Origin of the sequence: Leucobacter denitrificans (assembly GCF_014396385.1) — a bacterium.
Classification (GTDB): domain Bacteria; phylum Actinomycetota; class Actinomycetes; order Actinomycetales; family Microbacteriaceae; genus Leucobacter; species Leucobacter denitrificans.
The window spans coordinates 1191123-1217163 of the sequence record NZ_CP060716.1 but is presented as its reverse complement, the minus strand read 5'-3'; the positions used below and the strand labels follow the sequence as shown (position 1 = coordinate 1217163).

The window sequence follows — 26041 nt, the reverse complement described above, 5'->3', positions numbered from 1 at the left end:
TGAGAAAGGGATTCTCTTGCGCCTATTTTTCCTGATCTTGGCGACCGGCGGCCCTTATTATCTGATCCACTATGTTGTTGGGGTAGCGGAACACCTCAGCGCCCGTCACCGGCACCGTAAAGAGGAGCACGCGTACCCGGCTGGCTGAGATTGAGCCCGTGATCTCGACCGTCGCCCCGCCGAAGTAATCGCTCGCGGCCTCCTCATCACGGGGGCCAAACGCGTCGGCGAGATTGGACACTCCAGGCGCCACAATCACGGGGATTCCGTGCACGTATTCGACGATCGGCTGGTGGTAGTGACCGCAGAGAATCGCCCGTACGTCGGTGCTCTGGCCTGGGGAAGCGCCCTGGCCCGCAGAACTGCCTTCAGATAAACTACCGGCCTCGGCACCGCGCACGATCTCCCAGAATGCCGCGGCATCTTGCTCGCCGAGCGCGAGTGCCTCCAGCAGGTCAGTCTGGGCTGCAATGGGCGGGTGATGCATGATGATGAGAGTGCCGTTCGGGGCGGGGGAGGCGAGTTCGGCGCGCAGAAAGTCGAGTTGGGAGGGCTCAAGCGATCCATACCCTGCGCGCGGGACTGACGTGTCGAGCACGATGGTTCGCCACCCGTCGACGGTCGCGCTAGACGCGATTGGTGGCTCGGTGAGCGATTCACTGTGTGCGGCTAGCGTGGCGCGTTCGGTGGTTGGGGTGGCGAAGTGTGGTGGATCGGCGTCGCCCACAAGACACCTCGCCTCTACACCGGGCTGCCCGCTGCCGAGCACCGCGCGAAACCCCTGGCGCTCATCGTGATTGCCCATCGCGAAGATCGTGCGGGCACCGCGCTCGGCTGCCCAAACACCGATCACATCTCGCGCCTTCCGATACGACGTCTCGGTTCCGTCGTTGCTCACGTCGCCCGAGCACACCATCAGATCGAACTCCTGCTTAGCTATATGTTTGAGTGCTCGCCGCAGGTGCTCCTCGGTATCAACGACGTCGTAGTGCTTCGAATCGTCACCGAACAGGTGGGTGTCACTGAGGTGCAGAATGCGCAGTGTGGGCATGACAGCACTGTAACCCAGCATGGTTGGAAGGCCGTCTTCGAATGTTGTTCGAGTGTTCGTCGTGTCTAGGGCGATCTAGGTGCGTACGCTAGAGCCAATGACCAATTACACGGAAGGATCGCTGCACATGACTGGCTCGCAGCCCGATGAGTACGCCATCGACGCCAGTCTGTTTCGGCAGACGCTGCTGAGTCAGCGCGCGAGCCGTCAGAAGGGTGGTCTCTACCACCTGAACCAGATTCTCATGGCGTATAACACGAACCGGATCGAGGGGAGTCAGCTCGATGAGGAGCAGACGCGTTATATCTACGAGACGCGAACGATCTTCACCGATGAGGACACGCCAGCTGTAAGAGTCGACGACGTCATGGAGACGGTGAACTCCTTTGAGTTGTTCGATGCAGTGCTCGACGGTTTGGACGAGCCGATCACTGCGCAGACGATGAAGAATTACCATCAAACGCTTAAGCGCGGAACTGCAGACGCCAACCGGCCGTCGTTCGCGGTCCGTGACTGGAAGCGCCATGCCAACGTAGTTGGGAATCAGCGCACAGTGCCGCCGGAGAAGGTCGAACTTGCAGTCGCCGAGATGCTTGATGTCACGCCGCAGCGCATGTCCTTCACCGACATCGCAGACTTCCACTATCGCTTTGAGAGTATTCATCCGTTCCAAGACGGGAACGGCCGCGTTGGCAGGGCGCTTATGTTTCAGCAGTGTCTGCAGAACAACATCATGCCGTTCATCGTGCTCGATGGTCGTAAGGCGTTCTATTACCGCGGCCTTCGTGAGTACGAGGAGAAGCCCGGATTCCTGCTCGACACGTTCCGCCAATTGCAAGACGACTATTACGCCCGCTTTGCGGACTTCGTCGAGACCCTATAGGACGGCGACGTGGTCGAGGCCGACGCGCAGATCCGCAATGAGATCGCGCGGCGACTCGAGGCCGACCGAGAGGCGCAGCAGCCCCGGGGTGATGCCAAGCCGATCATTGATCTCGGGTGCGAAGGTTGCGTGCGTCGACGTTCCGGGGTGGATCACCATAGACCGAGTATCGCCAATACCTGTCATGCGTGAGAAGACTCGCAACCCGTTCACGAATGCACGAGCACCGTCAATGCCGCCGCGAACCTTCACCCCGAACACAGAGCTCGTCCGAGCACCGAGCCCGTTCGTGGCGAGCCCGTAGTCCCGCACCGCGAGCTCGTATAGGGGAGAGGTTGGGAGCCCCGCGTAGTCGACCTGCTCGACCTCGGGTTGCTGCTCGAGCCAGGAGGCGATCTCAAGCGAAGAGTTCACGTGCCGCTCCATGCGCACAGAAAGTGTTTCGAGGCCCTGGTGCAGCAGAAATCCGCTGAACGGCGATAGCGCGGGGCCGATGTCGTTGACGACAGCCTCCCGGGTGGCACGGGCGTAGGCGGCGGGGCCGAAGCGATCCACCATCGACCCAACACCCGGGCGCGGGCTCGACGTGAGCAGCGGGTACGCGCGACCAGCAGCCACCGCGGCCTCCCAGTCGAAGTTGCCGCCATCGACGATCGCGCCGCCAACGACCGCGCCGTGTCCGGTGAGGAACTTCGTGGTCGAGTGCACGACGATGTTGGCGCCGTGCTCGAAGGGTCTGATGAGCGCGGGCGACCCGACGGTGTTGTCGACGACGAGCGGCAGGTGGTAGCGCGCCGCGACCTCAGCGATGCGGCGGAGGTCGGTGATGTCGTTGCGGGGGTTCGGGATCGACTCAGCGTATATCGCCTTCGTGTTCGGTCGAATCGCGCGGGCCCACTCGTCGTCGTCCTCCGAATCCCACACATAGTCGACGTCGATGCCGAATCGCTTGATGCTGCGCCCGAAGAGGATTCGGGTACCGCCGTAGATCGACGCGGTCGAGACGATATGGTCGCCGCCCTGCGCGAGCGTCAAGAGCGCCGAGGTGATCGCCGCCTGCCCGCTCGAGACGAGCACGGTGTTTGATCCACCCTCGAGCGAGGCGAGCCGCTCTTCTGCAACCGAGTTCGTCGGGTTGCCCTGGCGCGAGTAGATCGGGCCCGGGGTCGCTTCGGAGTCGCCGTGAAACGCCCCGTCGCGCGACGGAACCGCGGAGAACCGCTCGACCTGATCGTCGAAGTCGTCGAACACGTATCCGGCCGAGAGGGCGATTGGCGGCACTCGTAGCCCGTTATTGAGGTCGGGGTACTCGCCGGCGTGCACCTGGCGGGTGTCGAAGTCGTAGCCCTCCCAGTCGTAGATTGGGGTGGCCGCTTCGCGCGTATTGGGGTGGATCGTGCTCATCATTCACCAGCCTCTGGTTGAGTGGAATCTGCCTGAGGAAGAACCTGAGCGATGCGCCGAACGGCTTCGCGGATCGTGTCGGGTGCGCACGCGAGGTTGATGCGGGCGTGGCTCTCGCCGCCGGCGCCGAAGTAGACGCCGTCGTTGAGCGCGACCTTCGCGTCGCGAAGCAACCGTGCGTACGGGTTCTCGCCGAGGCCCGCGTCTCGGAAGTCGAGCCACACGAGGTAGCTTGACTTCGGGATCGTGTACGTCACACCCGGTAGATGCTCGTCTGCGAGCTCTGCGAAGAGCGCGATGTTCGACTCGATCTGCGCGACGGTTGCGTCGAGCCAATCGCGCGCATCGCGGAACGCCGCGATCGATGCGTGCAGACCGAGAATGCTCGCCCGCACCTCGGTCTCGGGTGGCAGCAACTTCAGCAGTTCGTTCGCGCGCTCGTCTGCCGCGACAATGACCGAGCACTTGGTGCCCGCGAGGTTCCAGCCCTTGCTCGCAGAGGTGGTCGTTACCGCGAGTGCCCCGGCGGTGGCCGCGAGCGGTGCAAACGGTGTGAAGGTCTCACCTGCGTGGGTGAGTGGCGCGTGGATCTCGTCTGAGACGACAAACACCTCGTGCTTCGCGGCGAGCCTCGCGAGTTCAGCGAGCTCTTCGCGGGTGTGCACGAGCCCGTGCGGGTTGTGCGGGTTGCAGAGCAGAAACGCGTCGATGCCCCGCTCGCTCGCGAACTCGCGCTCGATCGCCGCGAAGTCGAGGCGTGCGGATCCACCAGCGGCAGCGGCAGCGGCAGCGGCATCGGCATCGGCATCGGTGGCCTTTGTGAGCGGAAGCTCCACGATCTCGAAGGGAACCTCCTCGAGCATTTCAAAGAAGCCCGGGTAGACGGGTACGGGGAGGGCGATGCGCGGAGCGCGATCCACCCCGAATGCGGCGCCGTGCGCCTTGAGCCAGACGCGCAGCGACTCGACAACGCCCGTCGCGACATCGGTCGCGAGACGCACGTGCGAGGTCGAAATCTCCCAACCCCAACGGTCGCGCGCGAACTCGGCGAACGCTACCGCGAGGTCACCTGCGCCCTCGAGATAGCCGGTGTCGGAGTGCTCGATCCGCTCGATGAGCTCGCGCTTGATCGCGGGAGCAACCGTGAAATCCATTTCGGCGACGAACAGGGGCAGCACGTCGGCCGGAAACCGCGTCCACTTAATGCTCCTGCGCTGCTCGCGCAGCAGTGCCGGGTCGAGTGCCGAGAACGGCACACCGCTAGCGTCGGTGAGGGGGAGCTGTGGAGCGGGACAGTCGGACATGTGCCCATCATGCTCCTCAGGCCCGAGAAGCGCGATGCCCGGAGTAACCTGGCGTCACGAAAACACGTAACAGACCGTCACACTGTGGCCTGCGCGTGTGCCTACTTACCTTGGTTACTTGCCTTGATTGCGGCGGCGGATTGAAGCAGCCGGGCGGCCACCCAAATACGACGCGCCCGAGTCAACAACGTAACCTTGCTGCAGCGCCTCGCGCCCAATGAGCATGCGAAACACCATCTCATCGCGGTCGGTGAGCGTGACCTCGACGGGAATCTCGCGGCCGACGAGCATGAGGTTCATCATGACGACCAGGCGATCTTGGGTGTGGCCAGACGAGCTGCGTACGGTGCGGCGGTCGTGGATCGGCAACTCCACCGTCACCGCATCGCCCGTGCCGACCTGCCACGGGTGCACGGTGAACCGAACCCACGCCACGCCGTCGTTCTCGAACTCGACAATGTCGTCTGCGTGCAGCGCTGAGGTCTGCGCGCCCGTGTCTATCTTGGCTTTGATCCACGGCACCCCGACATCGGGCAGGCTGACCCATTCACGCCAGCCCGTGAGAGTGCTTGAATAGTGGGAGTTCACGTTCTCTATATTGGCAGGAAATTTACTTGAAACTCGCGATTCTCTCGCGCGCCCCGCAGGCTTATTCCACGCAGCGCCTTCGCGCTGCCGCTGCAGAGCGCGGACACAAGGTGAAAGTGCTGAACACGCTCCGCTTTGCGATTGACCTTGCGGGCGACGAGCCAGACCTGCAATATCGGGGCAAACAGCTCAGCGATTACGACGCGATTCTACCTCGCATCGGCAACTCCATCACCTACTTCGGCACCGCGGTCGTGCGCCAGTTCGAGCAGATGGACGTGTACACCCCGAACACCGCGAACGGCATCACGAACTCGCGCGACAAGCTGCGCGCGACGCAGATTCTGCTGCGTCACAATATTGCGATGCCCGCGACCGCGTTTGTGCGCAACCGGGCAGACGTGCGCCCGGCAATCGAGAGCGTCGGCGGTGCGCCCGTCGTGATCAAGTTGCTCGAAGGAACGCAGGGCATCGGGGTGATCCTCGCGCCGCAGGTGAAGGTCGCCGAGGCCATCATTGAGACGCTGCATTCGACCCGCCAGAACGTGCTTATTCAGCGCTTCGTGTCAGAGAGCCGAGGCCGCGACGTGCGGGCACTCGTTGTTGGCGACCGGGTGGTTGCGGCGATGCGACGCAGTGCGTCGGGCGATGAGTTTCGATCCAATGTGCACAGGGGTGGATCGGTGGAGGCCGTGCAGCTCGACCCCTCATACGAGCAGGCGGCTGTGCGCGCGGCGCAGATCATGGGGCTGCGCGTCGCCGGCGTCGACATGCTTGAGGGCAACGAGGGGCCGCTCGTCATGGAGGTGAACTCGTCACCGGGGCTTCAAGGCATCGAGGCCGCGACCGGGCTCGACGTGGCCGGCGCGATCATCGACTACATCGCGAACCAGGTGAACTTCCCAGAGATCGACGTGCGCCAGAGGCTCTCAGTGTCGACAGGGTACGGTGTTGCCGAACTCGTGATGCACGCCGGTGCCGAGCAGGTCGGCAAACAGCTCGGCGAGCTTGGGCTGTGGGATCGCGACATCACCGTGCTTACCCTGCACCGTGGTGTGCAGGTGATCCCGAACCCTCGCAAGCACGTGGTGCTCGAGGCTGAAGATCGCCTGCTGTGCTTCGGCAAGCTTGAGGAGATGCGCGGCATGATTCCAGAGCGTCGCCGCCGCCGTGCCCGCGTGCGCAAGCTTTCGCCCGAGGCGCAGGAGCTCGCCGAGGGCCCCCAGGCCGGGGCGTAGGCTAACCCTTCATGGCGACGAGCTGAAATTCCACGAACCCGTTGTCTTCGACCTTCACGAACCCGAGGCTTGGTGCCTCGACGCCGTAGTCGGCAAAGGTGATGGGTATCGAGCCCGCGAGTTCGGTTGTGGATCCATCGCTGCGCACCTGCACGACCGTTGTGACAGCGTTGGTTTCGCCAGCGATGGAGAGGTCGCCCGTGATCTCAAGCTCGACAATTTCGCCCGCCTCGGGGAGCGCATCGACCGTCACCGGTGAGGTGAGCACGAACCCTGCCTCGGGGTTTTCGGATACGCGGATCGCTGAGTCCCTAAAATATGAGTCGCGCTGGCTCTGGTCGGTCGCGATCGACGCAACATCGACCGTGAACTCTGCCGTTTCGAGCGTGAGCCCGTCATCACTGATCTCGAGCGAACCGGTCACCTCAGACGTGCGGCCCGTTACCGTAACGTCGGTTCCGCGCAGCACCTCATTGACTCGGTACCCAGCAACTGATCCCTCAGAGATCGACCAGGCCCCCGCAATATCTGCCGGTTCGAGGGGCCGTCGAGCGCTGGCACCTCAGATTCGCCAGTCAGTGATGGATCGCCCATCAGCGTCGGCGCCTCGGCCGCCGGCGGGGCGATGAAATCTCGATAAATTGGCGGACCAGCGAGTGCGACGAGAACACCGAGCACGATGACGCCGACACCCGAAGCGATCAGGACCTTCTGGGTTCTCTTCACGTGGCACCTCGCCTTACAATTCGGTGAGCAATGCCTTCCAGTATGCGCGCCAATCCTCCACGAGACCTGCGCTTTCAAGACCTGTGTGGTTAATTGCCAGGGAAGTCTTGGCTGCATCCTTTGGCGACGCGGCGACCTCGACCTTTCCGGCACCTACGAGCGAGAACCTGATGAACGACCGCTTCTCTGTGCGCGACTCGCGCACATTCTCGACGGCGTGGTCCTGGTGTGATTCGGTGTTCCCGAATCGCTCGCTCCAGGCCTCCAGTGCGGCGTCGCGATCCACTGGGAGTGTGCGACTCACACTCACGCGAAAGTCACCCGTCGACGATTGGCCCGGCACCCGCAACCCCGCGTGCTGCTCGAACGCAATCGCGGTGCCCTGCGCCCACCACTCGGGGTTCTCGAGAGTCGCGGGCATCGCAGAAAGCGCGAGCTTCGCAATCTCGGGGTGGCCAAGTTTTTGCGCACCGTGCGATTCGAAGTGCTCGATCCACTCGCCCCACGAACGCCCCGTCGCGCGCTCGTTTGCCTGTGTGCTCGTCGCGCGCGTCTGATTACCACTCGTGCCACTCATAGCTTCAGTGTATGCCGAGTGATTGAATGGAGTCATGACCGAGCGCACCACGAGGGCACACGCCGAGTTTGAGTCATCACAACATGCGGCGTTGAACGTCGACGGGGGCTCGCTTGACGCAAACGATGTCGAGGCCAGTGGCTCTGCGGCAGATGAGTTTCGCATTGATCTTGAGCGGATCCGCTTCTCGTCATACTTCGCCCGCCTGTCTGATGTGACGCAGGTCGTGCCGCAGTCGGGCGTCGGCCCGGTCATGCACAACCGACTCACGCACTCGCTCAAGGTGAGCGCCGTGGCGCGCGTGATTGCGGCGAATCTCGCGGGGGCAGAGGCCCGGCACCGTGCGTTCGTGCGCGGCGAGGCGCGCGAAGACGACGCGACCGGCGCGATCGTTGCGAAGCTTGGTGGCTGCGACACCGTGATTGCGCAGTCGGCCGCGCACGCCCACGACCTCGGGCACCCGCCGTTCGGGCACCTCGGCGAGCGCGTGCTCGACCGGGTGGCGCGCGAGAAACTCGGCCTGCCAGAGGGTTTCGAGGGCAACGCGCAGAGCTTTCGCATTCTTGTGCAGCTCGACACGCTCGGCCGCGACTTTCCGGGGCTTAACCTCACGGCGGCGACGCGGGCCGCGACGCTCAAGTACCCGTGGACGCGCGCGAAGTGGATCGGCGTGAGCGCAGACGACATTCCGGTCTCTGAGCGGCCTCGCGGCGTCGGCCTCGACCCGGCCACGGGTGCCGAGAAGTTCTCGGTCTACGCGCTCGACAAAGCATCGATGGATCAGGCGCTCGCCGCCTTTCCTGGCATCGGCGAGGGGCGGCAGACGGTCGAGTGCGCGGTGATGGATCTCGCAGACGACATCGCCTACGCCGTGCACGACCTTGACGACTTTGCGCGGGCAGGGGTGCTGCAGCAGGCGGCGGTGGCTGCCGAGTTTCGCACCTGGCTTGCGGGGTCGCGCGAGTTCGCCGATGAGGCGACGCCCTCACTCGAGATGCGACGTCGCAACCCCGGCGCCTCGCTCGAGCTGCTGTGGCGACGGCTGCACATGAAAGACGATTGGATCGCCGACCGCGACGCCTTCATCGTAGCGGTGCAGCGGGTGAGCGACGACCTCGGAGAGTCGCTACTTGCGACCCCGTATGACGGCGGAATTGACAGCGAGCGCGCGATGTCGGGGTTCACGAGACGGTGGATCGAGCACCTGCGCACATCGATCGTTGTCGAAGAGCGGCCGCACATTCGCAGCGGACACGTGAGGCTCGACCGCCAGGCGTGGCACGAGGTGATGGTGCTGAAGTTCGTGCACGCGCACTTCGTGCTTGAACGGCCAGAGCTTGCCCTGCCTCAGCGGGGAATGGCGAAGGTCATCACCGATCTCGCGCTCGGGTTCGACGATTGGCTGTCGGATCCGGAGGACGCGCCTCGCGCGCCGCGCCGCATCATCGAGTGGGCTGAGGAAGTAACTGAGGAGTCGTTTCGGGCGCGCGGCGAACACCCCGAGTTGCTGCTCGGCGACACGAGCGACGCCGCGCTGCGACGTCAGGGGCGGTCGCGCGCGATTCTCGACTACGTGTCATCGCTGAGCGACCAACAGGCGATCGCAACGCACCAGACGTTTATCGGGGCGTAGGGGCGTAGGTGCGGCCCGCGCGTTACGCGCTCACGGGGATCTCCCGGGACTTATCCCACGGAAGCTCCCACCCAACCTGCTCATAGATGTTCGCGAGCAGGATTCCGGTGAGCCCCCAGACCACGTGCCCCTGCCGAAGCACGAACGCCTTGCCGCGAAACGTCGATCCACCGCGTGTGATGACCGACGTGCCGCGCGCCGCCGGGTTGAGCATCTCGGCAATCGGCGTGCGAAACACCTCGACTGATTCGCTCTCGTCGGCTTCGACGGCGGTCGGTTTCGTCCACCACCCCACAACCGGGGTAACGACGTTGTTGCTCACCGCGACATGCACCTCGGGCAGCATGCCGAGCACCTCGACGCCCGCGGGGTCGAGCCCGGTCTCTTCGTTCGCCTCACGCAGCGCGGTCGCGACCGGCCCGTCGTCTTGGGGCTCGACGCCGCCGCCCGGAAACGAGATCTGGCCCGCGTGGTGCCGCAGCGTGTTGGCGCGGCGCATGAGCAGCACATCGAGCTCGGGCGGCACGGGCATATCGGCGGCGATGGCGGGCACACGATCGAGGGCGCCGAAGAGAATGAGAACGGCCGACCTGCGCGACGGCAGATTTGCGAGCGGACCCTGTGTCATGAAATCGAGGTCGACGCCGCGGTCGAGCAATTGCCTGAGCTCTTCCCTGGCTTCGGCAGCGGTACGAGGCATAGTTCAACCATAATCGTCGGCCGGGTGATTCCGCGCGATTCGGGGCGAGCGCCGCACTCGGGCTATTCTTGTGCGCATGTCAACTGCGTCGCAGCGAGTGTCCGAGATCGGGCGTGTGCTTGTGGTTGGCGCGGGTCGCATGGGGTCGGCCATCGCGGGTGCGCTTCGCGCCGCGGGTGTCGATGTGCTTGGGCCCGAGGGGCGTGGATCGACAGGCGAAGGCGCCGATGTCGTGCTACTTGCCGTGCCTGACTCGGCGATTGCCTCGGCTGCGAGCCTCATTCCCCCGGGTCGGCTCGTGGGCCACCTCTCGGGGGCGACCGAGCTTGCGCCTTTGTCGCCGCACGAGAGTTTCAGCCTGCACCCGCTCACGACGGTCGCCGGTGCGGGGCACGACTTTTCTGGCGGATACGCCGCCGTCGATGGTGGCACCAAGCGCGCGCTGTCGGTTGCGCGGCAGCTCGCTGGCGCCCTAAGCATGACTGCGTTTCAGGTTCGCGATGTGGATCGCACCGCCTACCATGCAGCAGCCTCAATCGCGTCGAATTTTCTCGTCACACTTGAGGGGTTCGCCGAACAACTCGCTGCGTCGGCAGGGGTGGATCGGGAGGCGCTACTGCCGCTCGTTCGTGCCGCCGTCGAGAACTGGGCTGAGCGCGGTGCCAAAGGAGCGCTCACCGGGCCGATCGTGCGGGGCGATGAGGCCACCGTAGAGCGGCAGCGTGCGGCGGTTGCCGAGCGGCTGCCTGAGCAGGTGGGACTTTTTGACGCGCTCGCCGCAGCGACGCGGGAGCTTGCCGCGAGGTCGAAATCGGCCAGCGACTCCCTGGTCCAGGGTCACGATTCCGAACCTGACATCGGTGTCGATCAAGCCCAAGACACCGCCAACGGAGGAACCGCATGAGAGTGGTACGCACAGTCGCCGAGCTTCGAGCCGCGACCAAGGAGTTGCTGGCGGGTGCGGCCGGTTCTGCCGGCTCCTCGGGCCCCACTGGCTCGGCTGGCAGCATCGGCATCGTGCCGACCATGGGTGCGCTCCACGAGGGACACCTCTCGCTCGTGCGGGCGGCCCGCGCAGACAACGCTGTCGTCGTCGTCTCGATCTTTGTGAACCCAACCCAGTTCAACGAACCCGCAGACCTCGACGCATACCCCCGCAACGAGGAGCGCGACACTCGACTCGCGGCAGACGCCGGTGCCGACATCGTCTTTGCGCCGAGTGCGGCAGAGATGTACCCCGAAGGGTTCGCGACGACTGTGAGCGTGACCGGATCCATCACCGAAACACTCGAGGGCGCCTCGCGCGGAGCCTCACACTTCGACGGGGTCGCGACAATCGTCGCGAAGCTGCTGCTCGCCGCGCTCGCCGACAACGCATACTTCGGTGCGAAAGATGCCCAGCAGGTCGTCGTCGTCAAGCGCATGGTTGCAGACCTCGGCATTCCCGCCCGCGTGGTTGTGTGCCCGACCTCGCGCGACGCCGACGGGCTCGCGCGATCGAGCCGCAACGTGCGCTTGAGCGCAGCAGATCGCTCGCGCGCCCTCGCCATACCCCGAGCCCTCACAGAGGTTGCTGCTGCGGTGGGGGCGGGGGAGTTCGATCCACAACGATTGCGTGCGCTTGCGACCGAGATTCTCGCGGCCGAACAGATCGAGGCCGAGTATTTGGCGTTCGTCGACCCCGAGTCGCTCGTGCCCGTGACGAGTACCCACCAGCCGACACTTTTTGCGCTCGCCGCGCGCGTCGGCGAGGTGCGACTCATCGACAACATTGAGTTGCGTGACGGAGCCGAATCAGCCTAGGCATGATGCGCGGGGTACTCTGGAAGGCAAGCTGCCCGGTGTCGTGCCGGGTCAATCACTTCGACCCGAAGGGTGTCTCCCGTGTCTAGTGCCCCACTCACGATGCTGCGTCTTGCCGAAATGAAGGCGCAGGGTGAACAACTTGTCATGGTCACCGCCTACGATTACCCGACAGCCCGCATTGTGGATCGCGCGGGCGTCGACCTCGTACTCGTCGGCGACTCGGGCGCGCAGGTGGTGCTCGGCCACAGCTCTACGGTATCGGTCACGACCGACGAGATGCTCGTGCTTGCGGGTGCCGTGCGCCGGGGAGTGAGTCGCGCTTTAGTGGTGTGTGATGTGCCGTTTGGGTCGACCGAGGTTTCAGACGCGCAGGCGGTTGAGACGGCGATCCGCTTTGTTAAGGAGGCCGGTGCGGACGCGGTGAAGATCGAAGGGGCCGGGCCCGATCGCCTGAGCCGCATTCGCGCGATTACCGCTGCGGGTATTCCGGTCTTTGGGCACATTGGTCTCACTCCGCAGACCGCGACCGCACTTGGCGGCCTGCGCGCCCAGGGTCGCACGGTTGAAACCGCCGAGCGGGCGGTGACCGAGGCGCTCGCCGTCGAAGAGGCGGGTGCTGTTGCGGTTGTCGTCGAGGCTGTTCCGACGAAGATTACTGAGGTGTTTGCGTCAGAGTTGCGGATCCCCGTGATTGGGATCGGTGCCGGACCAGCTGACGGTCAAGTACTTGTGCTGCACGATCTTGCTGGCATCACCGAGGGCAAGACGGCCAAGTTTGTGAAGCAGTTTGGGCAGGTGGGCGATGCGCTGCATGCCGCGGTCGAGGCGTACACCTCGGAGGTGCGGTCTGGGGTATTCCCAGGGGCGGAGCACCAGTACGGTGCCGACGACGAGGTCGTCGAGGCCGCCCGCGCTGCGCTCAAGCGCCTGCGCTGAGCGGGCGCAGTCCCGATCCACCTGCGCTGATCCGCCCAGTTAGCGTCAGGCGAAAATCGGCATCATGCGAAGGATTTTTGACTGGGAGTTAGCCTGGTGCTCAAATTTCGCCTGGTGCTCACAGATGGGTGAGCGCTACCTACCGCTCGTTGAGCATGTCGATGATGCGGTCGTTCACGCGCTGAGAGCGTGCCCAGGGTTCGCGATCCTTGCGGGCGATGCGCTTCGCGCGTCTCGTCTCTTCGGCCCGCGCCTCAGTGAGCACCGCGATGACCGCCGCGCGCTCTTCGTCGCTCACCTTGCGTGTGACGAAGTGGATGTCGTCGCCCGTGAGCGCATCTGACACCTCGCCGACCTCTTCACGCTTGAGCGCGTCTCGCTTGAGCGCGTCGGGTGGAAGCGACTCGTCGGCGGGCACGGGTGGAACCGCGGGCACTGCGGGACTCATAGCGGAATGTTTCCGTGCTTCTTGGCGGGACCCTCTTGGCGCTTGCCGCGCAGGCCGCGGAGCGCCTTGATGACCGCGAGACGGGTACCCGCTGGCTCGAGAACGTTATCGATCTCGCCGCGCTCGGCGGCCAAGAACGGCGACGTCACATCAGCCGTGTACTGGGCGGTGAGCTTGGCGCGCAGCGCTTCGACGTCTTCGCCCGCAGCCTCGGCCGCAGCGAGCTCCTTGCGGTACAGAATGTTGACGGCACCCGCGCCACCCATCACCGCGATCTCGGCGGTGGGCCACGCGATGTTGAAGTCGGCACCCATCTCCTTCGACGCCATCACGATGTACGCGCCGCCGTAGGCCTTGCGGGTGATGATGGTGACGAGCGGAACGGTCGCCTCAGCGTAGGCGTACAGCAGCTTCGCGCCGCGGCGAATGATGCCCTGGTATTCCTGGTCAGTGCCGGGCAAGAACCCGGGCACATCGACAAGGGTGAGGATGGGGATCGAGAACGCGTCACAGAACCGCACGAAGCGGGCAGCCTTCTCGCTCGCGTCGATGTTGAGCGTGCCAGCCATCTGGTTTGGCTGGTTCGCGACGATGCCGACCGTGCGGCCCTCGACGCGACCGAAGCCGATGAGAATGTTCGGGGCGAACAGCGGCTGCACCTCAAGGAAGTCGCCACCGTCGAGAATCGCCTCGATGACGGTCTTCATGTCGTAGGGCTGATTCGCACTGTCGGGGATGATGGTGTTCAGCGCCCGATCCGCCTCAGTGATCTCGTACACCGTGTCACTGTCGTACACCGGCGCTTCGGCGAGGTTGTTGTCGGGCAGGTAGCTGATCAGCGTGCGCGCGTAGTCGAGCGCATCGAGCTCGTCGCTCGCGAGATAGTGCGAGACACCGCTCGTCTTGTTGTGCGTAAGCGCGCCGCCGAGCTCTTCGAAGCCCACCTCTTCGCCAGTGACGGTCTTGATGACGTCTGGGCCGGTGACGAACATGTTGCTCGTCTTGTCGACCATGATGACAAAGTCGGTGAGCGCTGGCGAATACACGGCGCCACCGGCCGACGGCCCCATGACGATCGAGATCTGCGGAATGACGCCCGAAGACATCGTGTTGCGCTTGAAGATCTTCGCGTACTGCGAGAGCGAGAACACGCCCTCTTGAATACGCGCACCGCCCGAGTCGAGCATGCCGATGATCGGGGCACCGGTCTTGAGTGCGAACTCCATCGCCTTCACGATCTTCTCGCCGGCAGCCTCGCCGAGCGAACCGCCGAACGCGGTGAAATCTTGTGAGTACACGACGACTTGGCGGCCGTGGATCGTGCCAGCCCCCGTTACCACCGAGTCACCAAACGGGTGGTGCTTGTCCATGCCGAACGCGGTGGCACGGTGCTTCACGTACTTGTCGAACTCGACGAACGAGCCGGGATCGAGGAGGCTCGAGATGCGCTCGCGCGCGGTCATCTTTCCGCGGGCGTGCTGCTTCTCGGCAGCCGCGGCGTCGCGGTCTCCAACGGCCTCCTGATACTTGCGTCGGTGGTCGGCGATTCGACCAGCCGTGGTTGCGAGGGACTCTGGAGTCTGAGTGTTCTCTTGGGTCACGAGATCAGCCTAGCGCGCAAGATATTCAGTTCGCGTAAGAACACCTCCAACGGGTTTGCGTTTCTTTGGTCGAAACCCGCCAAATCGCCGGCGCGGGGTGCGCGCGTGCGTGAGCGTGCGCGCGACGTCGGTAGCTGGTTCGCGGTGGATCAGAGTCCGCAGAGTGCCCTAGTCAAAGATGTCGTCGAGTAGCCCGCCGAGAATGACTCCGCCGATTACTGGGCCGAGCACGCTTCCAGCTCCACCGGATCTCCCGCTACGTCCGCCCCAGTTACCCCAGTCGCCACCGCCGTGGCCGTTTCGCGAGGAGTCAATGTCACGCTGAGCGAGACTCAACGCGTCCTCCGCGAGTGCCGAGCTTCGATGCGCGAGCCTGAGCGCCTCCTCACGTGTGCCTTCGGAGGAGGGGAGCGCCGAGATGTCGGAGCGAATGCGTCGCGCTTCAGAGAGACGGGTGCGGGCGTCTGCGCCGATCCACCCGCGGTGGCCATCGATGACTCCCGCAGCGATGCCGATCGAGTGATCTGCGGCAGAGATTGCATGTCGCACATGCTCGAGGGGGATGACGGGTTTTGCAGCTTTCTCGCGAGCTTCGTCGAGAGCAGCGTTCGCCGCTGAGACGAGAGCGAGATCGGCAAAGGGATCGCGCTGTCTGCTTCCTGAAACCTCAGCGAGTGCTGCGTCGAGCCGTTCAATCGCTGCTTCGACCTCGGGGGTGCGGCGCTCGGTTCGAGCGGCGACGAGATCGCCGCGGGAGTCCTCGATGACGTCTGCAAGTGTGGTCTGGGTGCGAAGTGCCTCAATTTCGAAGCCGTCGATGCTGTCGAAGATAGACTCCGCGCGCCGCAGAGTCTCGGTAGCGGCCTCGAGTGCGAGGTTCGCATCTTCGAGCTTCCCCGAGGCTCGGCGCCGCTCAGACAGGTCGGCAGATCGCACCGCGAAGTCAAGCAACTGCTCGGCATCGTCGGCATTGAGGCGCACCCGCTGTAATGCAGCAGGGGAGTACATGGCGGCCAGTCGCTCGAGCGTGCCCTGCATATCGGGCAACCTGGAGCGCAGTGCCTCGGCGGTCGCGCGTACCCGAGCGAGCGTTTCGGGCGCGCGCCGCACCCGTTCGACGCGTTCCTTGAGCTCTGTGGTGCGCTCGTCGAGCACCGACTCGGCCCACTCGCACAGCTGCACGATGCGCGCGTTTCTGGTGCGAAGCTCGTCTGCCGTGTCGGGAATGTGATCGTGGTTCAACTGGTGCAGCTGAAACGCTTCGGTCATGTGCTCGCGCACCGCATCCAACCCAACCTTGAGGTTCGCAGTTGCGCTGTCTCCGAGTTCAGCTGTTGCAAATGCGAGTTCGTCGCTCGCCACCCGAATACGCTCGTCAGCTGCCACGAGCGCAAGTTGTGCTTTCCGCGACAACTCAGTGTCGGCGGCGTCTTGTGCCGCGTTGGCCTCGCGACTGCGGCGTCCCCAAAATCCCACGATGCAAATTACTCCGGTGTCAAGTCATCACTGCGAAGGGTGTGGATCAATCCCGCGGACCATTCCACACCCTCACAGCTGTCTGGTGTTTCGTACTACTGCTCGAGCGCCTGCGGTGCGTTGCCCGACTTGAGGGCAGCGAGACGCGCCTCAACCTCGGTCACAACCTCGAAGTTCTCGAGCTCGTTGAACTGCGAGTCAAGCGACGACGCAGCGACTTCCTGCTTGCCGCGGGCGAGCGCCTCTTGGCGGCGAATCTTCTCTTCGAAGCGGCCGAGGTCGCTCGTCGGGTCGAGCACGTCGATCGACTTCACAGCGTCGGCGACGCGGTTCTGCGCCTCTGCGGTCTTCGCGCGCGCGACGAGTTCGGCGCGCTTTGTCTGCAGCTGCTTGAGTTTTTCCTTCATTCCCGCGAGCCCGTTCTTGAGCTTCTCGGTGACTTCCTGCTGCGTTGCGATCATCGGCGCGGCAGCGGTTGCCTCGTTCTCAGCGGTGATCTGACGCTGCAGTGCAACCTTCGCGAGGTTGTCGAACTTGTCGGCGTCAGTCGCGTTTCCGGCCGCACGCATTTCGTCAGCCTTCGCGCTCGCGGCGAGAGCCTTGCGACCCCACTCGCCTGCGGTCTTCACATCTTCCGCGTGATCTTGCTCAAGGAGTCGCAAATTACCGATTGTTTCGGCGATCGCCGATTCGGCGTCTGCGATGTTGTTCGTGTAGTCACGAATAAGCTGATCGATCATCTTCTCAGGGTCTTCTGCGGAGTCGATGATGGAGTTGATGTTTGCGCGAATCAGGGTGGTCACACGACCAAGAATGGACTGCTTTGACATAGTGTTTTCCTTTCGCCGAGGCGGGTGTTGAGAGTGTATTCGAGAACTCAATGAGTCTGCTGGGTCAGTTTGCGATGGATCAGAAACGCCCTCCTCCGCGGGATCGGCGTCCGCCGCCACCGCCGCTGCGACGGCCGCTGCTTCTCGAGCTGCCACCAAAGCCCCCGCTGCGAGATCTGCCACCGCTACGTGATCCGCCGCCGAAGCCACCGCTGTAGCCGCCGAAGCCTCCGCCGCGGCCTGAGGATCGGCCGCCGGATCCACCGCTGCCGAGGATTGCACCGAGAATCGCACCGAGCGTGGCGTCGCCGCTCGAGTATGAGCCCCCGCCGTAACCGCCGCTGTAACCGCCGCCGAACCCCGAAACGTCGGACTGGGCTGAGGAGAGAGCCTCGGAAGCTAGCTTCGATGCGCGTCGCACTTCGACAAGTGCTCCCGGAGTGTTCCCACCCTGAAGCGCGATCGCTCGTGAGAGCGAAGCCCGAGCTTCTGCTACTCGCGTGCGGGCAGTTACACCTACCGCTCCTCGCCGTGCGTCAATGTATGCCTCAGCCTGACGCACCTGGTCACCAGCCTGAGCAAGCTGCGCATCGAGCAACTGCTGGTTGCGCACTGCCTGCTGCGCGGCCTCGACGACGCTATCGATGTGAGTGTTCGCTGCATCGAGTTCTTGCAGGGCACGGTCAGGATCGCGGCCCGTACCGCTGAGCTGTACCCGTGCCTGCGCGATCTGCTGCTCGGTCGCTGCGATCGCGCCGGCCACGCTCCCGTCGGGGTCGCCAAGCGTACGCGCGGTCGCGACATCGCGTTCGAGTTCAGTGATGAGTTCCGCGCATCGCTTTTCGACCTCTGCGAGTCGCTCGCCATGCTCAGTAATGGTGCGGGCGAGTTCTTCGGCTTGGCCAATCGCGGCCTCGCCCTCACGGATCGTGATCGCTACGGATCCGCCGGGTGTGGCGGTCGCATCAGGCGTGGTGGGCACGGCCGCCGGGTGCGCGGCTGGAGCGTCACCCCGTGTATCGAGCACTGACTGCGCCTCGGTCTCGCGCTCGGTCGCGAAAGCAATGAGCTTCGCGAGCTGCTCGGTCGATCCGCTGAACGACGCGAGCGCACTCGACGCGTACGTCGCGTTGAGTCGCGCGACTTCGGCCTCAACTTGCGGAACCATACCCTCGACCTGCTGCCGGCGCTGGGTAAGCTTCTGCAGCACTGCCGGAGCGTTCTGCTCGATGGCTCGCAACGCGTCGAACTCATCGACCTGTGCGTCGAGCGTGGTGTCAACCGCGTCACAAAGCTCAATGATTTCCTCGAGCCATTCCACTTTCTGCTCACGTGTATCTGGCGCCGAATCGTCGAGGAGTTGCCTGAGAGCAAATGCCCGCAACAGTTCGGATCTTGCATTCTCCAGTGCTGCGATGAAGTCTTCAACCGCGCCATCGCCGAACTGCGCGCGTGCAAATTCGAGCTCCTGCGCGCTCGACTTCACTGCGTCGTCGGCCGCGACAAGTGCTGCGCCCGCGGTGCGATCGAGTTCGGTGAGGTCAGCCTGTGCAGACGCCTGCTTGCGTTTGTTGCGCGCAATTCGGGTGACGCCCCAGGCTGCGCCGCCGAGCCCGACCGCGCCGACACCGATGCCCACCGCGACGGCGGCATTCCGGCCCGGCGCAGAGTGCTGGCTTTCGATAGCGGCGGCGGCAGAGCTCACCGCGCCAAGCCAGTTCGAATCTCGCAGTGTCGGAAGTATCTCTTGCTCGATCTTGTCGAGGTCTGAGTCGCTCAGCGGCCCGCTCGTGTAGCCCGAAATAAAGTACTGCCTGCCCTCTGTGGCAACCGCGAGCAGGTACTGTGTCTCGCCGAGGCCGTTCATGTCGGCGGTCGTGTTCGTCCACTCGATGCGATCCGACGGGTTCGTGAACTCGTCGACAAACACGACGTAGAGGTCGATGCCGGTCTCGCCATACGTCGTGGCGAGTCGATCATTCGCCGACTCAATATCGTCGGCCGACAGAACTCCCGCCGAGTCGGTGACGTACCCACTGTCGAGACTCACTGGCTCGGTTGCGCTCGCCGCGACACTCGACCCCAGCATCCAGGCTGCACCGATGGCCGCAGTAGCGAGCCATTTGGTCGCCGCTGCGAGAATCGATCGGACGTTGTGCTGTTGGTTGCTCGGTTGCGAGTGTTCCACACTTCGCAGTGTATTGCCCGGGGGCGGTACCGGTCTATTCTTTGGGCGTTTTGCCGCCGCTGCCGCGGTAGCCTCTTTGCATGCACCTCGATCGGACTCACGCCCTGCTTCCACGCGTTGAGTGGCGCGAAGAATCACCCTCGACGAACGCCGAACTGCGCGAGATGGCGCAGGCTGCAGTTCGCAGTGGATCGCCGCTGCCGCACGGCATCCTACTCGTGACAGATCAGCAGACGGCGGGTAAGGGAAGGCTCGAGCGCGGCTGGGTGACACCGAAGGGCCAGGCGCTCGCGGTGTCGGTGCTCGTGCGGGGATTCGGTGCAGAAATTGGTGACGCGACGGGGAAACCAGACTGGGGCGAACTCGGACCGGCCTGGTTGCCGCTCATCGCGGGATCGGCGGTCACCGCTGGCCTGCAGCCGCTGTATCGGGCGACTGATGATCACGAAGCACTGCGAGTTGGCACGAAGTGGCCGAACGACGTGCACGTTCGCGACGAAGATGACGCGATTGAGGGGCGCCCCGGCAAGAAGCTCTGCGGCATTCTCTGCGAACTCTTGCCAGACGGCAGCGCAGTGTTCGGCATGGGACTCAACCTGCTCATTCCCGAGTGGGAGTTACCGACCGATCGCGCGACCTCGCTCCTCGCGTCGGGAGCAGACGTGGGCGGGGCCGAGTCGTTCGCCGACGAAGCAGGGGCGGATCTCGCCGACCGCGTGATCGAAGGCATCGTGTCTGACCTGTTGCGCCTCACAAAGCTTGCGGCAGAGAGCCCTCAGGCGATCCGCAATCGAGTCGCGAGAAACTCACTCACACTCGGAACCGAGGTGCGCGCGCACCTACCGGGCGGCAAGCTCGTCGACGGTCGCGCACGCGCGCTCGCAGCTGACGGTGCGCTCATCATCGACCTGCCAACCGGTGGATCGCTCGAGGTGAACGCCGCCGACATCGAACACCTGCGATAGTGGGGTGTGGTGAGTGGAGGTGACACAGATGGCGAATCGGCGAGTGGGGCGCCCGAGCAAGCAGGTGCTCTCGCGCACCAAGATTGTGGAGGCCGCGCTCGAGCTCCTCGATGAGCACGGGGAACAGGGCTACGGCATGCGCGACATCGCGCAGCGCCTCGGCGTTCGACCGTCTGCGCTGTACAACCACGTGTCGGGCAAAGACGACATCACCCGCGGCATACGCGAGCTCATCGGCGAGCAAATCGCGCCCGGCATCTTTGACGGTCTGCCCTGGGACGAAGGGATTGCCGCCTGGGCCCGCAACTACCGAGACGCATTTGCGGCGCACCCGCCAACCATCGCTCTGCTCGCAGTGATGCCGTTCGACCCAACGTCACAGGTGGGCCTCGCCTACGACCGAGTCATCTCGACACTGGTGGGGCAGGGGTGGCCCCGAGGCGAAGCGCTGAGCGTGCTCGTAGCGCTCGAGTCATTCATCCTCGGGTCGGCGCTCGACGCCGCGGCAGCTCCCGACATGATGGATCCGGGAGACCGCGACGACGTTCCAGAACTCACCGCCGCGTACCGCGAGCGCGGGGAGACCCTCGCCGAGCAGGGACAGAGCCCCGCAGATCAGGCTTTTGAGCTTGGGCTCAGCATATTTATTGGCGGGCTCAGGGCGCAGCTCGGTGCGCACGCGAGTGGGGCCCCCGATCCACAATCGAATCGAGAGCCCCACTAGACGGCCGAGCGCGTGGCGTGAGCCGCTAGCTGCGGTCGCCCTCGAGCGGGTAATCCTCGGCGAGCTGATCGATCTGCTCGGTCGTCGGATCTTACTCGGAGAAGTCGAGCTTCGGTACCGGGCGCTTGAATCCGCCGGTGACGATCGCGATGATCACGACACCGATGGCGATCCAGATCGCACCCACGAGCCAGGTGAGGGCCTCGAGTGAGGTCCACAGCCAGATCGTCAGGGCGAAGCCGATGAGCGGGAAAATGAGGTGAAGGACCACGTTCTTCGCGGTGAGGGGCTGACGCCTGCCGCCCTTCGGGAAGATGTAGGTGCGGATCACCGACAGGTTCACCATTGCGAAGGCGGCGAGCGCGCCGAAGCTGATCATGAATGCTACGACATCGAGCGACAGGAAGAGCGCCGAGAGCGCGAAGATCGACACGACGCAGGCCGCGACAATCGGGGTGCCGAAGCGCCGACCGAGCTTCGAGAGCGACCTCGGCAGCATGCCGTCGCGGCCCATCGCGTAGAGAATACGCGAGACCGAGACTTGGCCGGTCATACCCGAGCCGAACGCGCCGACAACGTAGATCGCGACGAAGAACGAGGTGAACCAGCTCACACCGAGGCTGTCCATGACCGTGGTGCCCGCCGCATCGATCTGGGTGTCGGTGAGGGTTGACCAGTCTGGGTTGAACGCGAGCGCTCCAGTCCACGAGACCAGGATGAAGAAGAAGCCACCGAGCAGGGTCGCGCCGATGATCGCGCGAGGAATGTCGCGGCGGGGGTTCTTCGCCTCCTCAGAAAGTGTCGAAACAGCGTCGAACCCGAGGAACGAGAGCGCGAGGATCGCAGCACCCGATGCGATTGCGCCGATGCCGCCCTCGCCGAACGTGAACGGCTCGATGAGGCCAATCGACACGTCGCCACCAAGGTACTGCTTGAATGCGAGCGCCATGAACACGATGACGAGGATCACCGACAGGCCAACAATCACGAAGTTTGCCTGGTTCACGAGGTTGATGCCGAGAATGTTGAACAGCAGTACGAGCAACAGTGCGACGAGCGTGAAGAGCCAGGCTGGAATCGCGGGGAACTGCGTGTTCAGGTAGATGCCGATGAGCATGAAGTTGATCATCGGAATGAAGAGGTAGTCGAGGAGCATGACCCAGCCGGTCAAGAAGCCGGCCGAGCCGCCGAACGACTGCTGTGTGTAGGTGTATGCCGATCCAGCGACCGGATACCGGCGCACCATGGCGGCGTAACTGCCCGCGGTAAAGAGCATCGCGATGACGGCGATGACGTACGCCGCGGGGAGGTGCCCGTCGGTGACCTGGTTCACGATGCCATACGTCGTGAACACAGTGATGACGGTCATGTAGGTGACGCCGAACAGGGTGAGCCCGACGACCCCGAGTGAGCGCTTGAGCCTCGGTTGGCTGGTATCTGACATGAGGTTACTTTCTGCGTGGAGGGAATGGTGGGGTGTTTATGCGCGGTACGTGGCGTTGCCGGCAAGCCAGGTGCCGCGAACTTCGATGGAGGGAATGTTGGTTGGTGTGATCTCGAGCGGGTTGGCCGAGAGCCACACGAGGTCGGCGGTCTTTCCAACCTCGAGGGTGCCGCGGTTTGGCGCGAGTGCCTGGCGCGCGATGCCGGTGGTGTAAGCGGCGAAGGCGGTTGCGGCGCTGACGCGCTCTTCTGGGATCCACGATTCTGCCTCGGGGTCGGTTGGGTCATGACGCGTAACCGCCGTTGCGAGCGCCGGGCGCCAGTCGGGCGTGGTGACAGGCCAGTCGCTGCCGAACGAGACGGTCGCGCCGCTGCCTGACACCGAGCCGATGAGGTACTGCCAATGCTCGCGCTCGTGGCCCAGGTGCGGGGTGGTGAGCTCAAGCATCACCGCGTCGCACTGGGCCCAGTAGGGCTCGAAGTTCGCGATGACGTCGAGCTTCGCGAAGCGTTCGACGTCTTCGGGTGAGAGCACCGCGACGTGCGCAATGACGTGGTTATGCTCGCGCTTGGGGTTGCTCTCTCGCACTGCCTCGAGGCCGTCGAGGGCGTAGCGGTTTGCTGCGTCGCCGATTGCGTGCAGGTGCAGTTGGAAGCCCTCGGCATCGAAAGCCTTGAGCGCTTCGGTGAGCTCGTCTGGGGTCCAGTTGGGTAGCCCGCGCTCGTCTGGGCGGTCTGCGTAGGGTTCGAGCATTGCCGCAGTGTGGCTCTCGACCACCCCGTCGAGGAAGAACTTGACGGTCTCGCCGGTGAGGCGTTCGGCGCCTGTTTCTCGCACTCTGTTGCGTGCTGCGATGAAGTCGGTCACCTGGTCACGCCAGGTGAGTGGATCGGCGCGAAACGCCAAATTCACTCGAGCGTGCAGGCGGTTCTGCTTCGCCGCCTCGAAGTACACCTCGAGGTCGCCGGGCTCGACCCACGCGTCTTGCACCCACGTGGTGCCCTGGGCTGCGTACCTCTGTGTTGCTGCCTCGATTGCGCCGACGCGCTGTTCCAGGGTGAATGACGGAACGACGTTTGCGAGGAAGTTGTTCGCTGCCGACTCCTGCAGGGTGCCAAGTGGTGAACCGTCTTCGCGGCGCACGATGCGCCCCAGCTCGGGGTCTGGCGTGTCTGCCGTGATGCCGCCGACCTTGAGGGCTGCAGAGTTCACCCACGCAGTGTGGTAATCCCATGCGCGCAAGATCGTCGGGGTGTCGCCTGTGACCTCGTCGAGCCAGCGGGCATCGAACTCGCCCCGCGGGGTGAAGGTCGAGTCGTAGCTGCCGCCGACGATCCACTTGGCGTCGGGGTTCGCGGCCTTCCACTCAGCGACCGCATCGAGGATGCCCTGCAGATCTTCGGCGGCGCGAATGTTTGGGCCGAGTGCCTCGAGGCCCCCGAACATTGGGTGGGCGTGGCCGTCGCCCGGAGCTGGTGCGAGCGTGCCGCCCTGAAGGTCGATGATTTCTGCGGTGCTATTGCTTTCCTCGGCGAGGGCGAGCGCTTCGTCACCATGTGCAACGACGACCCCGTCGCGCACCGCGAGCGCGTGAGTCACGAGTGAGCTAGCCGCTGTATTGGCAGCAATAAGTACTGATCCACCGGTAAAAATTGTCACGCCCATGCTGAGCCTCCTTGCTGCAATGAACTCTACGCCTCAGGTACGTTGTTGTGCCCTGACTGTGCATTTCAAAGAAATGAACAGAGTTCTTTTTATCCATCCGCAAGGATAAGGCATGTTGCGCGTAGATGCCAAAGTGGTTGGATCTAGGTGCGGTCGCGCATGGCGCGAAGTTGGGCCCACAAGGTGACGAGGTAGTCGGGCTCAGCGCCCTCGAGAGGGAAGAGCTCGCGCAGTCGCTTGAGTCGGTACCGCACAGTCTGCTCATGCACGAGGAGCCGCTCAGCGGTTCGGGCCACGTTGCCGACCTCGGAGAGCCAGCATTCGAGCGTGTCGACGAGTTGGTGTTTGCTCTCGCCGCTCTCAAGTAACTCGCGCACCTCGGGCAGGAGGAGGCGGTCGTCGAGTTCGAGCTGCGACCGGCAGGCCGCGAGAAACAGTTGCGTGCGCACCCGGGTAACGGTTCCGACGGGCTCACCGGTCGAGCGGGAATGACGCGCAACATCGCGCGCCTCGTTCGCGGCAAACGGCAGTCGGTTCGAGATGCTGTGCGCGTCGCTCACGCCCACCTGAATCCCGGCGGAGGTGTCGTCAGAGAGATCCGCAAGTGCAGACAGTGCCCACTCGCGCACCTGCTCGACGAGCGGCGTGGGGCACAGCGCGATGATCTCGTTCGCCTCTGCTGAGATGACCACGTTGGGCACGTACATCGCGAGGTGTCGCGCGAATACGGCCCGCGCCTCGGCGATCCGGCCAGCGGATCGGGGGCCCGCCGCGACGGTCGCCGCGAGAATCACGCCGACGGCGTCGCCGGTTGGATCGAGCTCCTCCCGGTCACCCTGCTGCGCCGCCGCGATGAGCACCCGTCGAAGCGCCGACTCCCGCCTCGACCCCGAGCGGCTACTCGCTTTCCAGGCCTCGAGCAGTGTCCCAGCGGCCATCGCTGCCGCGCGCTCGAGCACCTCGGCCTTCTCTGTTGAAAGTTGCGTGCCGTCGGTGTCGCCGGTTGCGTCGCCGTCTGGATCTAACACCCAAATCGAGCCGAGCGGAATCGTGCCGGCTCGCACCGCGATCGCGGCACGGGGCAGATAATCGCCGTATCGAGGGAAGCGGATCGGCCCCTCAGCCTCGAGCACCTCGCGGTACCGGGCCTCATTCACAGGTGCGTCGCCGGCCCTGCGAAACAGAATGCCGGTGGTTCGCAGGTCGTCGATCGCCTGCCCTGTGACCGAGGAGTGCGCGAGAATGCTGCGCTGGTGATCTTCGATCGCCACCGATCCACCGAATGTGCGCGCAATAGTGTTCGCGAGCGCGAACAGCTTGTCGCCAGCCGATGGTGCGAGGTTGAGTGACTGTGCGTTCTCGCCGAGGGTGCCCGTGATGAGTGCGTCGAACTCGCGCCAGCTGACTTCGGGGCTGAGAATGACGGTCGCGAGCTGCATGCGTGAGATCTGGGCGATGAGCTCGGACTCGCGCTCACTCCCCGCTGCGACCTTGATCGCAACGCCCGCGCAACTGTTGTTCGCGGCCGCTGCCAGTGCTCGCTCGAGTTCTTCGGGGCGCATCGCGTCGGCTGAAACGAGGCAGAGCAGCATGCCCTCGGCGCCGACCTCGCCTGACGCTTCGCTGCTCGCCGCGTCATAGATGTCGAGCGCGCGCACGTTCGGGTCAGGGGCATCTGCGGCGTATTCAATGCGCACGACATCGCTGCCGAGCCGACCCTCGATTTGACGAAGCGATACGCCGTAGTGGCCGTCGTTGACCCGAGTATCTATCGAATTCAAACGAACCATTCCAGAAATTTATCGGATTCGACAAGAATGCGAAAGGGTCACACCTCTAGCGTGGATTACACGG

24 protein-coding genes are annotated in these 26041 nt (G+C 64.3%); 8 read left to right on the top strand and 16 right to left on the bottom strand.

Annotated features, from left to right (window positions below; genetic code table 11):
- Nucleotides 1-22: 22 nt before the first annotated feature.
- Complete coding sequence (locus tag H9L06_RS05865; protein ID WP_187554336.1) at nt 23-1051, bottom strand: metallophosphoesterase; 1029 nt, start codon at nt 1049-1051, stop codon at nt 23-25.
- A 97-nt stretch (nt 1052-1148) separates the two neighbouring features.
- Between H9L06_RS05865 and H9L06_RS05860 the strand changes: the two genes are divergently transcribed.
- On the top strand, nt 1149-1934 hold the full coding sequence (locus H9L06_RS05860) for a Fic family protein (protein WP_223165171.1): 786 nt from the start codon (nt 1149-1151) through the stop codon (nt 1932-1934).
- On the opposite strand, the gene H9L06_RS05855 is transcribed toward H9L06_RS05860, so the two are convergent.
- The 3 genes from H9L06_RS05855 to H9L06_RS05845 form a co-directional block, all read right to left on the bottom strand.
- On the bottom strand, nt 1929-3338 hold the full coding sequence (locus tag H9L06_RS05855; protein ID WP_187556379.1) for an O-acetylhomoserine aminocarboxypropyltransferase/cysteine synthase family protein: 1410 nt from the start codon (nt 3336-3338) through the stop codon (nt 1929-1931). The genes H9L06_RS05860 and H9L06_RS05855 overlap by 6 nt on opposite strands.
- Nucleotides 3338-4642 carry a MalY/PatB family protein gene (locus tag H9L06_RS05850; protein WP_187554335.1) on the bottom strand — a complete coding sequence of 435 codons (1305 nt, stop codon included), beginning with the start codon at nt 4640-4642 and terminating at the stop codon, nt 3338-3340. Before H9L06_RS05850 ends, H9L06_RS05855 begins: the two co-directional genes overlap by 1 nt.
- Nucleotides 4643-4756: 114 nt before the next feature.
- Nucleotides 4757-5230, bottom strand: coding sequence for an ATP-dependent zinc protease family protein (locus H9L06_RS05845; RefSeq protein ID WP_187554334.1), 474 nt, complete (start codon nt 5228-5230; stop codon nt 4757-4759).
- A 26-nt stretch (nt 5231-5256) separates the two neighbouring features.
- On the opposite strand from H9L06_RS05845, the gene H9L06_RS05840 reads away from it, so the two are divergent.
- On the top strand, nt 5257-6468 hold the full coding sequence (locus H9L06_RS05840) for a RimK family alpha-L-glutamate ligase (protein WP_187554333.1): 1212 nt from the start codon (nt 5257-5259) through the stop codon (nt 6466-6468).
- A gap of 1 nt (nt 6469) precedes the next feature.
- On the opposite strand, the gene H9L06_RS05835 is transcribed toward H9L06_RS05840, so the two are convergent.
- The 3 genes from H9L06_RS05835 to H9L06_RS05830 are packed head-to-tail and all read right to left on the bottom strand — an operon-like array spanning nt 6470 to nt 7771.
- Nucleotides 6470-6937, bottom strand: a complete 468-nt coding sequence (locus H9L06_RS05835; RefSeq protein WP_246454269.1) for a YceI family protein — start codon at nt 6935-6937, stop codon at nt 6470-6472.
- Nucleotides 6910-7194 carry a hypothetical protein gene (locus tag H9L06_RS11760; RefSeq protein WP_246454268.1) on the bottom strand — a complete coding sequence of 95 codons (285 nt, stop codon included), beginning with the start codon at nt 7192-7194 and terminating at the stop codon, nt 6910-6912. The genes H9L06_RS05835 and H9L06_RS11760 overlap by 28 nt, the downstream gene beginning before the upstream one ends.
- 13 nt (nt 7195-7207) lie before the next feature.
- Nucleotides 7208-7771 carry a hypothetical protein gene (locus H9L06_RS05830; RefSeq protein WP_187554332.1) on the bottom strand — a complete coding sequence of 188 codons (564 nt, stop codon included), beginning with the start codon at nt 7769-7771 and terminating at the stop codon, nt 7208-7210.
- Nucleotides 7772-7805: 34 nt separating this feature from the next.
- Here H9L06_RS05830 and H9L06_RS05825 point away from each other — a divergent pair, with 34 nt between their 5' ends.
- Entirely contained in the window at nt 7806-9404 is a 1599-nt protein-coding gene (locus tag H9L06_RS05825; RefSeq protein ID WP_187554331.1) for a deoxyguanosinetriphosphate triphosphohydrolase family protein, read from the top strand.
- 22 nt (nt 9405-9426) lie between these two features.
- Here H9L06_RS05825 and H9L06_RS05820 read toward each other — a convergent pair whose 3' ends face one another.
- Entirely contained in the window at nt 9427-10104 is a 678-nt protein-coding gene (locus H9L06_RS05820; RefSeq protein ID WP_187554330.1) for an NUDIX hydrolase, read from the bottom strand.
- Nucleotides 10105-10180: 76 nt separating this feature from the next.
- On the opposite strand from H9L06_RS05820, the gene H9L06_RS05815 reads away from it, so the two are divergent.
- From H9L06_RS05815 to panB, 3 genes are all read left to right on the top strand, one after another.
- Nucleotides 10181-11008, top strand: a complete 828-nt coding sequence (locus tag H9L06_RS05815) for a Rossmann-like and DUF2520 domain-containing protein (protein WP_187554329.1) — start codon at nt 10181-10183, stop codon at nt 11006-11008.
- Nucleotides 11005-11907 (top strand): pantoate--beta-alanine ligase, encoded by a 903-nt coding sequence (panC, locus tag H9L06_RS05810; RefSeq protein WP_187554328.1) that lies wholly within the window; start codon nt 11005-11007, stop codon nt 11905-11907. Before H9L06_RS05815 ends, panC begins: the two co-directional genes overlap by 4 nt.
- A 102-nt stretch (nt 11908-12009) precedes the next feature.
- Nucleotides 12010-12846 carry a 3-methyl-2-oxobutanoate hydroxymethyltransferase gene (gene panB / locus H9L06_RS05805; RefSeq protein ID WP_187556378.1) on the top strand — a complete coding sequence of 279 codons (837 nt, stop codon included), beginning with the start codon at nt 12010-12012 and terminating at the stop codon, nt 12844-12846.
- A gap of 139 nt (nt 12847-12985) precedes the next feature.
- On the opposite strand, the gene H9L06_RS05800 is transcribed toward panB, so the two are convergent.
- The 5 genes from H9L06_RS05800 to H9L06_RS05780 all read right to left on the bottom strand — a co-directional run bounded on the left by H9L06_RS05800 (nt 12986) and on the right by H9L06_RS05780 (nt 19389).
- Nucleotides 12986-13294: a hypothetical protein gene (locus H9L06_RS05800; RefSeq protein WP_187554327.1), complete on the bottom strand. Its 309-nt coding sequence runs from the start codon at nt 13292-13294 to the stop codon at nt 12986-12988.
- On the bottom strand, nt 13291-14895 hold the full coding sequence (locus H9L06_RS05795) for an acyl-CoA carboxylase subunit beta (RefSeq protein ID WP_187554326.1): 1605 nt from the start codon (nt 14893-14895) through the stop codon (nt 13291-13293). Before H9L06_RS05795 ends, H9L06_RS05800 begins: the two co-directional genes overlap by 4 nt.
- Nucleotides 14896-15063: 168 nt before the next feature.
- A complete protein-coding gene (locus tag H9L06_RS05790) occupies nt 15064-16371 on the bottom strand; it encodes a hypothetical protein (protein ID WP_343069266.1) in 1308 nt (435 codons plus the stop codon).
- Between the two features lie 95 nt (nt 16372-16466).
- Nucleotides 16467-17201: a PspA/IM30 family protein gene (locus H9L06_RS05785; RefSeq protein WP_187556242.1), complete on the bottom strand. Its 735-nt coding sequence runs from the start codon at nt 17199-17201 to the stop codon at nt 16467-16469.
- Nucleotides 17202-17280: 79 nt separating this feature from the next.
- Nucleotides 17281-19389 (bottom strand): TPM domain-containing protein, encoded by a 2109-nt coding sequence (locus tag H9L06_RS05780; RefSeq protein WP_187556241.1) that lies wholly within the window; start codon nt 19387-19389, stop codon nt 17281-17283.
- Nucleotides 19390-19469: 80 nt separating this feature from the next.
- Here H9L06_RS05780 and H9L06_RS05775 point away from each other — a divergent pair, with 80 nt between their 5' ends.
- Entirely contained in the window at nt 19470-20354 is an 885-nt protein-coding gene (locus H9L06_RS05775; protein WP_187556240.1) for a biotin--[acetyl-CoA-carboxylase] ligase, read from the top strand.
- Nucleotides 20355-20382: 28 nt separating this feature from the next.
- Entirely contained in the window at nt 20383-21078 is a 696-nt protein-coding gene (locus H9L06_RS05770) for a TetR/AcrR family transcriptional regulator (protein WP_187556239.1), read from the top strand.
- A gap of 91 nt (nt 21079-21169) precedes the next feature.
- On the opposite strand, the gene H9L06_RS05765 is transcribed toward H9L06_RS05770, so the two are convergent.
- From H9L06_RS05765 to H9L06_RS05755, 3 genes are all read right to left on the bottom strand, one after another.
- Complete coding sequence (locus H9L06_RS05765) at nt 21170-22522, bottom strand: APC family permease (RefSeq protein WP_187556238.1); 1353 nt, start codon at nt 22520-22522, stop codon at nt 21170-21172.
- Between the two features lie 36 nt (nt 22523-22558).
- Complete coding sequence (locus H9L06_RS05760; RefSeq protein ID WP_187556237.1) at nt 22559-24187, bottom strand: amidohydrolase; 1629 nt, start codon at nt 24185-24187, stop codon at nt 22559-22561.
- 143 nt (nt 24188-24330) lie between these two features.
- The gene (locus tag H9L06_RS05755) at nt 24331-25977 is read right to left on the bottom strand and encodes a PucR family transcriptional regulator (RefSeq protein ID WP_187556236.1); all 1647 of its coding nucleotides are present in this window, start codon (nt 25975-25977) and stop codon (nt 24331-24333) included.
- Between the last annotated feature and the right edge of the window lie 64 nt (nt 25978-26041).